Below are 13850 nucleotides of genomic sequence, written 5' to 3' on the forward strand. Positions count from 1 at the left end.
TTCGCACATTGGGTTAGGGCTGACAAACCTCTACACCACGAGTTGCCGGCATCGGGTGTTTTCCATGTCTATGAGTCGGGTCGTCTTTGGATGGCCAGTGCTCAGAGTCCGCAGGTGCCTGTTTGGTTCGATTCCGACCGTGCGCTGCAATCTACCGGTACCCCTGAAATGACTGGAGCGAAGATTAGCGACAGGATGTTGCGAAATGATGGACAGGCTACACCTTAGAGGCTTGATCCGGACTGTCAACTGTTGATCTTCAACATCAGTGATATTGATAACGGCAGCGCAACTCCTGCATTAGTATCACTACTTTCAATTTTCTCGTGGATCCTTCCCATGACCGATTTGTCTGCGTTTCCCATCACCCAAAAATGGCCCGCACAGTACCCGGAGTGGATTCAGCTGTACTCCTTGCCGACCCCCAACGGCGTCAAGGTCTCGATCATGCTCGAAGAGATCGGCTTGCCTTACGAGCCGCACCGCGTCGGGTTCGACACCCATGATCAAATGTCCCCCGAATTCCTGTCGTTAAGCCCCAACAACAAGATCCCGGCCATCCTCGATCCCCATGGCCCGGACGGCCAACCCTTGCCACTGTTCGAGTCCGGGGCGATTCTGATCTACCTCGCCGACAAAAGCGGGCAGTTGCTGGCCCAGGAATCGGCAGCGCGCTACGAAACCATTCAGTGGCTGATGTTCCAGATGGGCGGCATCGGGCCAATGTTCGGCCAGCTCGGCTTCTTCAATAAATTTGCCGGCAAGGACTACGAAGACAAACGTCCCCGTGACCGCTACGTCGAAGAAAGCAAACGCCTGCTCGGCGTCCTCGACAAGCGCCTTGAAGGGCGTGACTGGATCATGGGCGAGCGCTACACCATTGCCGATATCGCGACCTTCCCCTGGGTGCGCAACCTGATCGGCTTCTATGAGGCAGGCGATCTGGTCGGTATCCAGAATTTCCCCAACGTCACCCGGGTGCTGGAGAAGTTCCTGGCACGGCCGGCGGTCAAGCGCGGGCTGGAAATTCCAAAGCCAAACGTTTCGATCTGATCACGACCAGGGACGGCCATGAGTTCATACAATTTCAAGCAAGTCGATGTTTTCAGTCGCGTGCCACTCAAGGGCAACCCGCTGGCGGTGGTGTTCGGCGCCGATGGGCTCAGCGATGAGCGCATGGGGGCGTTCGCGACCTGGACCAACCTCAGCGAAACCACCTTCGTGCTCGAGCCGCAGGACCCTCGGGCCGATTATCGGGTGCGGATTTTCACGACATTGAACGAATTGCCATTTGCCGGCCATCCCACCCTGGGCACCTGCCACGCCTGGCTTGAGGCGGGCGGTATACCCAAGGGTGACGAGATCATTCAGGAGTGTGGTGTCGGCCTGGTGCGGGTTCGTCGACAGGGCGCGGAACTGGCATTTCTCGCTCCGCCGCTGCTCAAGTCCGGGCCAGTGGAGGCCGGGTTGGTGGAGCGTGTGCGATTGGGCCTGGGGCTTGAACGGGATGCGATTGTCCGGGCGCATTGGGTCGATAACGGCGCCGGTTGGCTGGCGGTGATGGTCGAGGATCGACAACAGGTCCTGGACTTGCAACCGGACCATTCGCAAATGCTCGGCCTGGCCGTCGGTGTCATTGCACCTTGGCAACCCGAGCGCGATGGCGATGATGCGCAGTTCGAGGTCCGAGCGTTCATTTCCGGCGATGGAATGCCTGAAGACCCGGCCACCGGCAGCCTGAATGCCGGAATTGCCCAATGGCTGATCGGCGAAGGATTGGCACCGGCCAGCTACGTCGTCAGCCAGGGCCTGACCATGGGCCGTGCCGGGCGCATCCAGGTGGAACAGATAGGTGATGAAATCTGGATCGGTGGTGCGGTGGTGACCTGCGTCGATGGCACGCTAACGCTGTAGTGTCACTGAACCTCTTGTGGGAGCGGGATGCCCGCGAAGGCGGAGTGTCAGGCGCCATGGCCTGACGGACTCACCGCTTTCGCGAGCAAGCTCGCGCCCACAGGAGGTTGGTGTTTGCTCAAGGATTATTGCCATCGCTGTAATGCAGTCTTGAGCGTTCGACGTTTGTGCCCTGTACCTCGCAGGGCATAAGCTTTGCCCCCCTACGACTTTCGTCTTGTTCTCTGATTACCAGGAATGCCCATGTCCAGTCAGTTCCCCGAAGCACGCCCACGCCGTCTGCGCCGCAATGCGAGCCTGCGCAGTCTTTTCCAGGAAACCGAGTTCAGCCTCAACGACCTGGTGCTGCCGATTTTCGTCGAAGAAGAAATCGATGACTTCGTGCCGATCAAAAGCATGCCCGGTGTGATGCGCATTCCCGAATCGAAACTGGCCGGCGAGATCGAGCGTTACGCCCGGGCCGGGATCAAGTCGGTGATGACCTTTGGCGTGTCCCACCACCTGGACAGCAGCGGCAGCGACACCTGGCGCGACGACGGTCTGGTGTCGCGGATGTCGCGTATCGCCAAGGACGCGGTGCCGGAGATGATTGTCATGTCCGACACCTGCTTCTGCGAGTACACCGACCACGGTCATTGCGGTGTTCTGCACAACCACGAAGTCGACAATGACCAGACCCTGATCAACCTCGGCAAACAAGCCGTGGCGGCGGCCCGTGCCGGTGCCGATGTGATTGCGCCGTCGGCGGCGATGGACGGGCAGGTCCAGGCCATTCGCCGGGCACTCGACGCCGCCGGGTTCCAGCAGACGGCGATCATGGCCTATTCGACCAAGTTCGCCTCGGCGCTGTACGGCCCGTTTCGCGAAGCCGGTGGCAGCGCGCTCAAGGGGGATCGTAAAAGCTATCAGATGAACCCGATGAATCGCCGTGAAGCGGTGCGCGAATCACTGCTCGACGAGCAGGAAGGCGCCGACGCGCTGATGGTCAAGCCGGCCGGCGCCTACCTGGACATCATCCGCGACATTCGTGAGGTGTCGCGTTTGCCGCTGTCGGCGTATCAGGTGAGCGGCGAGTACGCGATGATCAAGTTCGGCGCGCAAGCCGGGGCGATCGATGAAGACCGTGTGGTGCGCGAAAGTCTTGGCGCAATCAAGCGGGCAGGGGCGGATCTGATCTTCACCTATTTCGCGATGGACCTGGCACTGGCCGGGATCTAAGACTCACCCGGTCCCTTGTTGGAGCTGGCTTGCCAGCTCACAGGGGGCGGGATCAGCCGAAAAACGACCGAATTCCGTGATGTTTGAAATACCGCTCGATCACCTTCGGGTCCGAGCAGGTTTCGGCTATCGCCACGTAGGTGTCGGGCCGCAACAGGTAAAACCCGTTACGCCCCAGGCCGGCTGTTTCAAACGCTGGCCGCCAGTCGAACACATGCAGCGGCAAATGATGCTCGATGCACCAGGCGATCATTTCGTCGCTGGTGTCGCCATACACATGCACCTGCCAGTTCGGGGATTTCAGCGGTTCGAAGTTGTCCCCCTCGCCATCGTGCGCCCAGGGCAAGCGGTCGCCGCCATGAACATGCCCGGCAACGCCCATGCTCAAAGGCATGCGGCGGTAGTTCAAGGTGATCTGCGACACCGTGCGAAACAGGAATTCGCGGGACCTCTCGAACGAGGCCATTTTCGGAATCAGGAAGGGCGCCAGGCGTGTGCGCAGCAGGTCGGCCATGCGGCCTTCGGCGGTGACGAACGTGAACACCCGGTCAGTGGTCGCCACCAGTTTGCGGGCAAAGGCGATGCGTTCGGTTTCGTAGGTGTCGAGCAATCGGGCCTCGGCACCGCCGCTTAACACTGCGGCGAGTTTCCACGCCAGGTTGATGGCATCGCCTATGCCGGTGTTCATGCCCTGGCCGCCGGCGGGGCTGTGCACATGGGCCGCGTCGCCGAGTAAAAACGCACGGCCGGTGCGGAAGTGATCGGCCACCCGATGATGCACGCGGTAGGTCGAGAACCAGTTCACCTGTTCGATCTGCACCTTCAGATGCTCGATGGCCCGGCTGCTGACATCTTCGAATCGCAGGGTTTCGGCGTGCTCGGCGCGCTCATCTCGAACGGTGCCGATCAGGCGTGCGCGACCGCTTCCTGCCAGCGGGAACACCGCGAGAAAGTCGGCCTCATCGAGGTCCACGTGCAGTTCGCCGTTGAATGTCGGGCCGCTGGCCTGCACATCGGCCACATAGAAAATCTGCTGGTAGGTCCCGCCGGGAAACCCGGTGTCCAGGGCCTTGCGCACGACCGAGCGGGCACCATCGCAACCGGCCAGGTAGCAGGCCTGGCAGGTTTCCCGCTGACCATCGGGCAGACGCAACGTGGCACTGATGCCGTCACCGGTTTCCTCGAAAGCCTCGAGCTCGGTGTCGCGCTCCACGGAGACGCCAAAGGCTTCGAGGCGTTTGATCAGCAGCCGTTCGTGTTCGTCCTGGGGGAATATTTCGAGGAAGGCGTAAGGCGTCAGGCCCTCGCCGATGCGGCTGAGCGGCAAGCGGGCCACGGGTTCACCCTTGACCCAGAAATTGGCGGCCTCCACGCAATGACCCTGCTGCACGACGCTGTCACTGAGGTCGAGTTGACGGTACAGCTCCAGCGTCCGGGCCTGAACGGCCAGTGCCCGCGATGTGGTACCGGACGTGGATGTTTTGTCGATGATTCTTGCGTGGATCCCCAGTCTGCTCAGCCACAGCGCCAGGACCAGCCCGGTCGGGCCGGCGCCAATGATCAACACGTCGCTGCGGTGCATGAGCCTGTCCTCCTCGCGGTGTGGGTCTAGTATGGTCCAGCCGTGGCGGGCGGCCAGGCTGGCTGCCCAACGGAGAAGACCCTTGCTCAGGGGCATAGCCTCGGAGAGGCCATTGATCGTATGGTTAGCCCGGCATAACGGATTTTCTGGAGCAGCATGCAAGCCCATCGATTGATCATGAGCATCGTCGCGTTGCTGGTGCTGGCCGGTTGCGGCAGTCAACGCACGCAACAGGCGCCGGTGCGAACGCCCGCCGAGGTCAAGGCCGAAATTGTGCGACTGCTGCCGGCCAATGCCGTTGACCGCCAGGGTTGGGCCACAGACATCTATGCGGCGTTTGCCGCGCAGAAAATCGAGACGACCACGCAAAACCTCTGCTCGGTGCTGGCTGTCACCGAGCAGGAGTCGACCTTTCAGGCCGACCCGAGCGTGCCTGGCCTGGGCAAAATCGCTCGCGACGAAATTGATCGTCGGGCCGCCAAAGCCCACATCCCCGGCCTGTTGGTCAATGCGGCGTTGCAGGTGCGCTCGGCCAATGGCAAAACTTACAGCGAGCGCCTCAATGCGGCGCGTAGCGAAAAGGAACTGAGTGCGATCTTCGATGATTTTATCGGCATGGTGCCCATGGGCCAGACGCTGTTCGGTGGCTTCAACCCGGTGCACACCGGCGGGCCGATGCAGGTCAGCGTCGACTTTGCCGAGCAGCACGCCAAGGGTTATCCCTACCCGGTAGAAGGCTCGATCCGCCATGAAGTCTTCACTCGGCGTGGCGGCATGTATTTCGGTATCGCCCATTTGCTCGGATACCCGGTGAACTACCCGCAACCGCTGTATCGCTTCGCCGATTTCAACGCCGGTTGGTACGCCAGCCGCAATGCGGCGTTCCAGAACGCCGTGAGCCGGGCCTCGGGCATTCCGCTGGCGCTGGATGGCGACCTGGTCAATTACGGTTCGATCATGCCCGGCACCACGGAAGTGGCCGTGCGCAGCCTCGGCAAGCAACTGGATATGCGCAATACGACGATCAGGGATCAGCTGCAGGAGGGCAACAGCCTGGGGTTCGAAGACAGCACGTTGTATAGGCGAGTCTTTGCGCTGGCCGAACAGGCTGAAGGCCGGCCATTGCCTCGGCAGGTATTGCCGGGGATTGTCCTGCAAAGCCCGAAAATCACTCGCAAACTGACCACGGCCTGGTTTGCCAAGCGGGTCGATGAGCGTTATCAGCGCTGTATGGCGCGGGCTGACTGAAGAGCACACGATCGCAGGCGGTTCTGCGGATTATCCCAGGCATAAAAAAACCGGCTGATGAGGCCGGTTTTTTGTCGAGGAGAGCGGTAAAGCCATTCATTCAAGCGATGTGGTTGCTGTTCAAGTGGTCGGAACCATCGGCGGCGACGGTGTTGCCTTGCAGGTGGTCGGAACCATCGGCGGCGACGGTGTTGCCTTGCAGGTGGTCGGAACCATCGGCGGCGACGGTGTTGCCTTGCAGGTGGTCGGAACCATCGGCGGCGACGGTGTTGCCTTGCAGGTGGTCGGAACCATCGGCGGCGACGGTGTTGCCTTGCAGGTGGTCGGAGCCATCGGCGGCCACTCGATTCTGGATCAGGCGATCAGAGCCACCTTCTGCCACGCGACTTTCAATCAGACGATCCGAGCCGCCTTCGGCGACGACAGGTTGAGCAGAGGTAGCGGCGAAAGCGTTTACTGCAAAAACCGAGAAAGCGATGCTGAGAAGAGTCTGGCGTTTCATGGTGGTGTGCTCCGGGTCTTGTTGGGTGGGTATGGAGCAGATGTTACGCCGCGCAATTTTTATGAGAACTTCATTGGCATGATGGTGAACATCGACGGGATTGATAGGGATAGCGGCATACCCCTTGTGGGCTTGATGATGCGGTCGTCGGATGGCTCCAGCAGGGCCAAGGGCGGCTTCTACACTGGTTGGCATCCCAAGGAGGTGTGTATGTATCAGCTCTACGGTCATCAGAATTCGGGCGCGGCCGCAATCGAGGCGGCACTGGAACTGTGTGAGATCCCTTATCGTTTCATCGATGTCGAGTCGTCTTCGCAGGCCGCCCTGGCCCTGGAGAAGCTCAACCCGCTCAAGCAGATTCCGACCCTGCAATTGCCCGACGGCAGCATCCTCACCGAGAGCGCGGCGATTCTGATTCATCTCGGGCTGACGTTTCCCGAGTCGAACCTGCTGCCGGACAACCCGGCCGATCGTGATCAGGCCATCCGTGGCCTGGTGTACATCGTCAGCAATTGCTATGCAGCGATCGGCATCATCGATTACCCCGAACGCTGGCTGGCCGTGGCGGATGAGTCGTCACGGCAAAACCTGATGGCAGGCACCCGCGCACGGCTGCATTGGAGTTGGGAAGTGTTTGCCGATCAGTTTTCCGCCGAGCTGTATCTGGGGGACGAGACGCCGGGAGCGCTGGATGTGCTGGCGGCGGTGGTCAGTCGATGGTCAGGCAGCCGCGAACATTTGCGCACGGCCCGGCCGGGGTTTTACGCCTGGCTGGAACGCATTGACCGACATCCGACGCTGGCGCCGGTGTTCGCCCGGCATTGGCCGGCCTGAGCACTGCAAAACAAAGGCGGGCAGTGTGTTTCCTGGCGTCAACTGATCCTGTGGCAAGCGCGGTCACTGCAGGAGCGAGCCTACTCGCGAAGGGGGCATCAGCCTCAACATCCTGGTTGACTGAACGACCGCTATCGCGAGCAGGCTCGCCCACAGGGGATAGTTGGTATGTTTGAGTTATTCCCCGCGAATGTACTGTTCCAGCTGACGAATCAGTTCCGCCTGTTCCGCGATGGCTTCCTTGACCAGGTCACCAATCGACAGCAAGCCGATCAACTTGCCGTCCTCCACCACCGGCAAGTGGCGCAGGCGTTTGTCGGACATGATGCCCAGGCAGGTATCGACGGTTTGATGGGTGTCCACGGTAATCACCGGTGAAACCATGATGTCGCGTACCGGCGTACCCACCGAAGAACGCCCGTGCAGCACCAGTTTGCGCGCATAGTCACGCTCACTGATGATGCCCAGCACTTCGTCATTTTCCACCACCAGCAAGGCGCCGACGTTTTTCTCTGCCATCTTCATCAGCGCTTCCAGCACCATATGACCAGGTTTGATCTGGTGTACTTCCTGATTCTTCTGATCTTTCAACTTGAGTAGTTGCGCGACGGTTTTCATGGCGGTTTCTCGGGTGTTGTCGTTGTCATTGAAGAATCGTAGACGCCGGCGCGCAGGGCAAGAGAGAAAGCGGCAGATAACCTGCAAAAAACGTCATTCGGTGGTTTTTCTTCGGTAAACCCCGGATTCCTGCCCGGCAAAATACCTGTGGGAGCGCACTTGCCAGCGATGAGGTCATATCAGTCGACATCCATGTTGAATGTCAGGCCGCCATCGCGAGCAAGCTCGCTCCCAAGGGTCCGTGGTGGCGTAGAATCACCACCCTGAATCAATGTTGAGGTTTTCAGTGGTGGATTTACCGCAGGGCTTCGTCCTGACCCGGCATTGGCGCGATACCCCGGCCGGTACGGAAGTCGAGTTCTGGCTGGCGACCGACAGCGGTCCGCGGCGCATCCGCCTGCCTCATCAGCCGTCGGTGGCCTTTATTCCGGCCAGCCAGCGCGAGCAGGTCGAGGCGTTGCTGCACGACGAAAAAAATGTCGAACTGCGGGAACTGGCCTTGCTGGATTTCGAGCATCGTCCGGTGCTAGGGCTGTATTGCCGGCAGCATGGACAATTGATGCGCCTGGAAACCGCCCTGCGCAGGGCTGGGGTTGAGGTGTACGAGGCTGACGTGCGTCCGCCGGAACGCTATCTGATGGAGCGCTTCATCACCGCCCCGGTGCGTTTTGGTGGCATGCCAGGCGCCGACGGCGTGTTGCTCGACGCGCAGATGAAGCCCGATTCCGGCTACCGTCCGAAGCTGCGGCTGGCGTCCCTGGACATCGAAACCACCGCCCGTGGCGAGTTGTATTCCATCGCCCTGGAGGGTTGCGGCGAGCGGCAGGTGTACATGCTCGGCCCACCCAATGGCGATGACAGCGAGGTGGATTTCCAGCTCGAATACTGCGACTCGCGCACCCTGCTGCTGAAAAAGCTCAACGACTGGTTTGCCCGGCACGATCCCGACGCGATCATCGGCTGGAACGTCGTGCAGTTCGATCTGCGGGTGCTGCATCAACACGCCCGGCAACTGGGCGTGCCGCTGAAACTGGGGCGTGGCGGCGAGGAAATGCAGTGGCGCGAGCACGGCAATGGCAACCATTATTTTGCCTCCGCTGCCGGCCGGCTGATCATCGACGGCATCGAGGCGCTGCGTTCGGCGACCTGGAGTTTTCCATCGTTCAGCCTGGAAAACGTCGCGCAAACCCTGCTGGGCGAAGGCAAGTCGATCGACAATCCGTACCAGCGCATGGACGAAATAAACCGCATGTTCGCCGAGGACAAGCCAGCGCTGGCCAGGTACAACCTCAAGGACTGCGAGCTGGTCACCCGAATTTTCGCCCACACCCAATTGCTGACCTTTTTGCTGGAGCGGGCCAGTGTCACCGGGTTGCCGGTGGACCGCATGGGCGGCTCAGTGGCGGCATTCACTCACCTCTACATGCCGTTGATGCATCGCCAGGGCTTCGTCGCGCCCAACCTCGGCGGGCGCCCGCCACAGGCCAGCCCCGGCGGGTTTGTCATGGACTCGCAACCGGGCCTGTACGAGTCGGTGCTGGTGTTCGACTACAAAAGTCTTTATCCATCGATCATCCGCACGTTCCTCATCGACCCGGTGGGTTTGATCGAAGGGCTCAAGCATCCCGAGGACAGCGAGTCGGTGCCCGGTTTCCGGGGTGCCCGGTTTTCCAGAACCCGGCATTGCCTGCCCGCTATCGTGGCCAGGGTTGCCGAGGGTCGGGAAATCGCCAAGCGCGAACGTAACGCCCCCCTGTCCCAGGCGCTGAAGATCATCATGAACGCCTTCTACGGGGTGCTCGGTTCCAGCGGGTGCCGGTTTTTCGATACGCGCCTGGCATCGTCCATCACCCTGCGCGGTCACGAGATCATGCTGCGTACCCGTCAGTTGATCGAAGACCAGGGCCATACGGTGATTTACGGTGATACCGATTCCACCTTCGTCTGGTTGCGCCGCGCCCACGGTCAACAGGAAGCCGCGCAGATCGGCCACGCGCTGGTGGATCACGTCAACCAATGGTGGCGCGAGCATGTGCGGCAGGAATTTGGCCTGGAGAGCGCGCTCGAACTGCAGTTCGAAACCCACTACAAGCGTTTCCTGATGCCGACCATTCGCGGTGCGGAGGAGGGCAGCAAGAAGCGTTATGCGGGGTTGGTGACGCGCGCCGATGGCACCGACGAGATGGTCTACAAAGGCCTGGAAACCGTGCGCACCGACTGGTCACCGCTGGCCCGCCAGTTCCAGCAGGAGCTGTACCTGCGCATCTTCAACCGCAAACCCTATCAGGATTATGTGCGCGACTATGTGCGCCAGACCCTGGCCGGAGCGTTCGATGATCGCCTGATTTACCGCAAGCGCCTGCGCCGCACCCTCGATGATTATCAACGCAACGTGCCGCCCCATGTGCGGGCAGCGCGTATCGCCGATGACTACAACGACCGGCAGGGCCGTCCGCGGCAATACCAGAATGGCGGCTGGATCAGTTATGTGATCACCATCGCCGGCCCTGAGCCGCTGGAGATCCGCAGCGCACCCATCGATTACGAGCATTACATCAGCAAGCAGTTGCAACCGGTGGCTGATGCGATCCTGCCGTTCGTCGATGACGATTTCTCAACCCTGATTGGTGGGCAACTGGGCCTGTTTTGAGTCCATCAGCGACAACGTCCAGTCATCCAGAATGCCGTGGAAGTATTGATTCAGGGCTTGATGGAACAGGCTGTCGTCAGGTGCGACCTGGGCGAACAGCGTCATCGACGAATGAAATTTCAGGTCATCGGGATGGCCGAAGATCTCCTTCACCGAGCGCTGCTGGATGTTCAGCACTTCTTGGGTGCATGTGCGCAGCCGCGCGCCCAGCAATGGGTGCTCGAGATAGGCTCGGGCTTCTTCGCGGGAACCGATCGCGAAGCGTTTGGACATGTCGCTGCCACCCAGCCCGGCAAACTGCGGAAAGATGAACCACATCCAGTGGCTGCGCTTGCGGCCGGCATTCAATTCGGCCTGAGCCCGGTCGAACACCGGGTCCTGCGCCTGAATGAAGCGCTGCAGGTTAAAGGCGTCCAGCCGATCGGTGCTTCTCATGCGCAAGTCCTCTGACAGACTGCGATGGCTCAGACCATGGCCAACCGCTGTTTGCGTTGCGGCGCGTGAAACGCTTGGTCCAGCGCCTCCAGATCCCCGGGTTCCAGCACTAACTGCGCTGCCTGTGCGTTGAGTCGCACATGCTCGGGGCGTACCGCCTTGGGGATGGCAATCACCCCGTCCTGGCGCAAAAGCCATGCCAGCGACACTTGGGCAGGCGTCACGCGGTGACGGGCGGCCACTTGCCGGAGCGTGGCATTGGCCAGCATCTTCCCGCCCTGGCCAATGGGGCAGTAGGCCATGACCGGCATCCTGCGCTGCTGACACCAGGGCAGTAAATCAAATTCTATGCCGCGCTCTTCCAGGTTGTAGAGCACTTGATTGGTGGCGCAGGCCGGCGCGGCCAGTTCCTGCAAATCATCGACGTCGAAATTGGACACGCCCCACCGACCGATCTTGCCCGCTGCGCGCAGTTGTTCGAAGGCTTCGACCGTTTCCTCCAGGGGATACTGGCCGCGCCAATGCAGCAGGTACAAATCGATATGGTCGGTGTCGAGGCGCCGCAGGCTGCGTTCGCAGGCCTGGGGGATGCCCTTGCGGCTGGCGTTGTGCGGGTAGACCTTGCTGACCAGAAACACCTCGTCGCGCCGGCCGGCGATGGCTTCGCCCACCACTTCCTCGGCACCACCTTCGGCATACATCTCGGCGGTGTCGATCAGGGTCATGCCCAACTCGATCCCCAGGCGCAACGCCGCGACCTCCTCGTTGTGCCGGGAGCGATCTTCGCCCATTTGCCAGGTGCCCTGGCCGATGACCGATACGTTGACACCGGCCAATTCGAGAGAACGCATGCAAATCTCCTGTAAACACTCAAGCCGTATTGCTATTGGCAATCAGCATAGCTTCCGGGTTCCGCGCTTCGATCAAAATTGCAGCATGCCGGTGATCGATTGGTGACGGCATGACTGCACTTTTGCGAAATCAACGGCTCTACTTTTGGGCAGCCTGCGGCGATCCCCACCGTCGGCCCATGCCCAAGTCCAAGAACCCATGGCTCGAGCGTTACCCATCAGTATCACCTCAATCCGCCGCCATTGCCTGCTGCTGGTTGGCCTGTCGACGTTCCTCGTCAGCGGATGCAGCCATCAGGACGGCAACGACCTCATGACTCAATTGCGCGAAGGCAAACCCCAGGAATTTTTGCAAACCAGTGTCGACCGCATGGCCACCCTGACCATGCGCGACAATCTCGACAGCCTTTACCTGCTGATGAGCAAGCTGTACCGGCGCAACCCCGACGAGCTGAAAAAATCCGGCTTCCTCGACGCCCGCACCGCAGGCAAGCAAGTGCGCATGGCCATCGAACTGCAGCAGCCGCTGCCTACGCTTGGCGGTAAAAAGGACCTGGCGGCGCTGCGGTTTGCCATGAGTCCGGAGTTTCTTGGCGACCGGGTCGGTGCGTTCATCTATGCCATCGGCAGCATGCTGGTCACCGCCCACGGCAATCGCCTGGAGTTCTACATGACGGACGCGATCAACCCGACGTTCGTCAGCAACGCTGCGCGCAACATCGAGATTGCCACCTGGATCCTGAGCCAGCGGCAAAATAAGAACGGCGAACCCATGCTGTTCTCCAACGAAATCTCGGAGGAGGGCAGCAACCTGAGTTTTGCCGTGGAGTTCGGCAAAATAGTCGCGCGCCTGGATTTGCTGACGCAGATGCTGGACGAGCGCTACCGGCGCATTGGCCTCAATTACGCCCAGAGCCTGCTGTTTTTGAATTTTCTGCCGGTGCAGTAAGTTCGCCATCTATTCCTGAGCTGGCTTGCCAGCGATAGCGGTGGGTGGTTCACACGTTGATCGCCCGAACCGACGCCATCGCCGGCAAGCCAGCTCCAGGGGGCATTTGGTGATGTGGATATAAAGATAGATCGCATCGATATAACTGGTTATAAGAAAAATCGCTATGCTGCGGGCCAGATTTCCCTTGCAGTCTTTGTGGGCGTATCGATGGATTTAGTGAATATCGGGTTGATCGTAGCCGGGCTGGTGGTTGGCTTCATCGTCGGCATGACGGGCGTGGGCGGTGGATCGTTGATGACGCCCATTCTGCTGTGGTTCGGCATTAACCCGGCAACGGCGGTGGGCACCGATCTGCTGTACGCGGCCATCACCAAATCCAGCGGCGTGCTGGTTCACAGAAAGAACAACAACATCGACTGGGCGATCACCGGCTGGTTGACGCTGGGCAGTGTACCGGCGGTGGCGTTGACCTTGTGGTTCCTGAGCAGTCTGCACAGCGCGCCCGAGGCGATGAACGCCATCATCAAGCAGGCCCTGGGTTTCGTCCTGTTTGCCACGGCGCTGGCGATCCTGTTCAAGAAACGCCTGCTCGATTTCGCCCACAGGCGTGCCGGCGGCAACTACAACCCCAGCGGTACGCGGCTGAATGTCCTGACGGTCATCACCGGTCTGGTGCTCGGCACCATGGTCGCGCTGACCTCCATCGGCGCTGGCGCGCTGGGCACCGTGGCGCTGTTCATCCTCTATCCGCTGTTGCCGACCCGCCGCCTGGTCGGCACGGAAATCGCTCACGCCGTGCCGCTGACCCTGGTCGCCGGCCTTGGCCATGCGAGCATGGGCAACATGGACTGGCATGTCCTCGGTTACTTGCTGGTCGGTTCGCTGCCGGGGATTTATCTGGGCAGCCATCTGACCGGCCGCATTTCCGATGAAGTGCTGCGTCCTTGCCTGGCGACGATGCTGGTGCTGATCGGCTACAAACTGGTGTTCTAAAATGCGGCACCGACAAAAAAGCCCCTGACAATCAGGGGCTTTTTTGTTTCTGC

13 protein-coding genes are annotated in these 13850 nt (G+C 60.6%); 8 read left to right on the forward strand and 5 right to left on the reverse strand.

Features of this window, described 5'->3' with window-relative positions; all coding sequences use genetic code 11:
• Positions 1-339 precede the first annotated feature (339 nt).
• The 3 genes from F7R06_RS09890 to hemB all read left to right on the forward strand — a co-directional run bounded on the left by F7R06_RS09890 (position 340) and on the right by hemB (position 3132).
• Positions 340-1053 carry a glutathione binding-like protein gene (locus F7R06_RS09890; RefSeq protein WP_090323811.1) on the forward strand — a complete coding sequence of 238 codons (714 nt, stop codon included), beginning with the start codon at positions 340-342 and terminating at the stop codon, positions 1051-1053.
• An 18-nt stretch (positions 1054-1071) separates the two neighbouring features.
• Positions 1072-1914 carry a PhzF family phenazine biosynthesis protein gene (locus F7R06_RS09895; protein WP_090323809.1) on the forward strand — a complete coding sequence of 281 codons (843 nt, stop codon included), beginning with the start codon at positions 1072-1074 and terminating at the stop codon, positions 1912-1914.
• 243 nt (positions 1915-2157) lie between these two features.
• Positions 2158-3132: a porphobilinogen synthase gene (gene hemB, locus F7R06_RS09900; protein ID WP_090323808.1), complete on the forward strand. Its 975-nt coding sequence runs from the start codon at positions 2158-2160 to the stop codon at positions 3130-3132.
• Between the two features lie 52 nt (positions 3133-3184).
• On the opposite strand, the gene F7R06_RS09905 is transcribed toward hemB, so the two are convergent.
• Positions 3185-4714: an FAD-dependent monooxygenase gene (locus F7R06_RS09905; protein ID WP_090323806.1), complete on the reverse strand. Its 1530-nt coding sequence runs from the start codon at positions 4712-4714 to the stop codon at positions 3185-3187.
• Positions 4715-4870: 156 nt separating this feature from the next.
• Between F7R06_RS09905 and F7R06_RS09910 the strand changes: the two genes are divergently transcribed.
• Positions 4871-5962: a DUF1615 domain-containing protein gene (locus F7R06_RS09910; protein WP_090323805.1), complete on the forward strand. Its 1092-nt coding sequence runs from the start codon at positions 4871-4873 to the stop codon at positions 5960-5962.
• A gap of 100 nt (positions 5963-6062) precedes the next feature.
• Here the strand turns inward: F7R06_RS09910 and F7R06_RS09915 are convergent, their stop codons facing one another.
• Positions 6063-6464 (reverse strand): hypothetical protein, encoded by a 402-nt coding sequence (locus tag F7R06_RS09915; protein ID WP_151149665.1) that lies wholly within the window; start codon positions 6462-6464, stop codon positions 6063-6065.
• Between the two features lie 210 nt (positions 6465-6674).
• Here F7R06_RS09915 and F7R06_RS09920 point away from each other — a divergent pair, with 210 nt between their 5' ends.
• A complete protein-coding gene (locus tag F7R06_RS09920) occupies positions 6675-7298 on the forward strand; it encodes a glutathione S-transferase N-terminal domain-containing protein (RefSeq protein ID WP_090323801.1) in 624 nt (207 codons plus the stop codon).
• Positions 7299-7475: 177 nt separating this feature from the next.
• On the opposite strand, the gene F7R06_RS09925 is transcribed toward F7R06_RS09920, so the two are convergent.
• Positions 7476-7916, reverse strand: coding sequence for a CBS domain-containing protein (locus tag F7R06_RS09925; RefSeq protein WP_047527469.1), 441 nt, complete (start codon positions 7914-7916; stop codon positions 7476-7478).
• A gap of 289 nt (positions 7917-8205) precedes the next feature.
• Between F7R06_RS09925 and F7R06_RS09930 the strand changes: the two genes are divergently transcribed.
• On the forward strand, positions 8206-10566 hold the full coding sequence (locus tag F7R06_RS09930) for a DNA polymerase II (protein WP_090327458.1): 2361 nt from the start codon (positions 8206-8208) through the stop codon (positions 10564-10566).
• Here F7R06_RS09930 and F7R06_RS09935 read toward each other — a convergent pair.
• Together F7R06_RS09935 and F7R06_RS09940 are read right to left on the reverse strand one after the other, a co-directional pair.
• The gene (locus F7R06_RS09935) at positions 10531-11001 is read right to left on the reverse strand and encodes a DUF1810 domain-containing protein (protein WP_090323800.1); all 471 of its coding nucleotides are present in this window, start codon (positions 10999-11001) and stop codon (positions 10531-10533) included. The genes F7R06_RS09930 and F7R06_RS09935 overlap by 36 nt on opposite strands.
• Before the next feature lie 29 nt (positions 11002-11030).
• Positions 11031-11852, reverse strand: coding sequence for an aldo/keto reductase (locus F7R06_RS09940; protein WP_090323798.1), 822 nt, complete (start codon positions 11850-11852; stop codon positions 11031-11033).
• 199 nt (positions 11853-12051) lie between these two features.
• On the opposite strand from F7R06_RS09940, the gene F7R06_RS09945 reads away from it, so the two are divergent.
• A complete protein-coding gene (locus tag F7R06_RS09945) occupies positions 12052-12801 on the forward strand; it encodes a hypothetical protein (protein WP_090323797.1) in 750 nt (249 codons plus the stop codon).
• 210 nt (positions 12802-13011) lie between these two features.
• Positions 13012-13797, forward strand: coding sequence for a sulfite exporter TauE/SafE family protein (locus tag F7R06_RS09950; RefSeq protein ID WP_090323795.1), 786 nt, complete (start codon positions 13012-13014; stop codon positions 13795-13797).
• Positions 13798-13850: the final 53 nt, after the last annotated feature.

This window comes from Pseudomonas moorei (assembly GCF_008801475.1).
GTDB classification, from domain to species: Bacteria; Pseudomonadota; Gammaproteobacteria; order Pseudomonadales; family Pseudomonadaceae; genus Aquipseudomonas; species Aquipseudomonas moorei.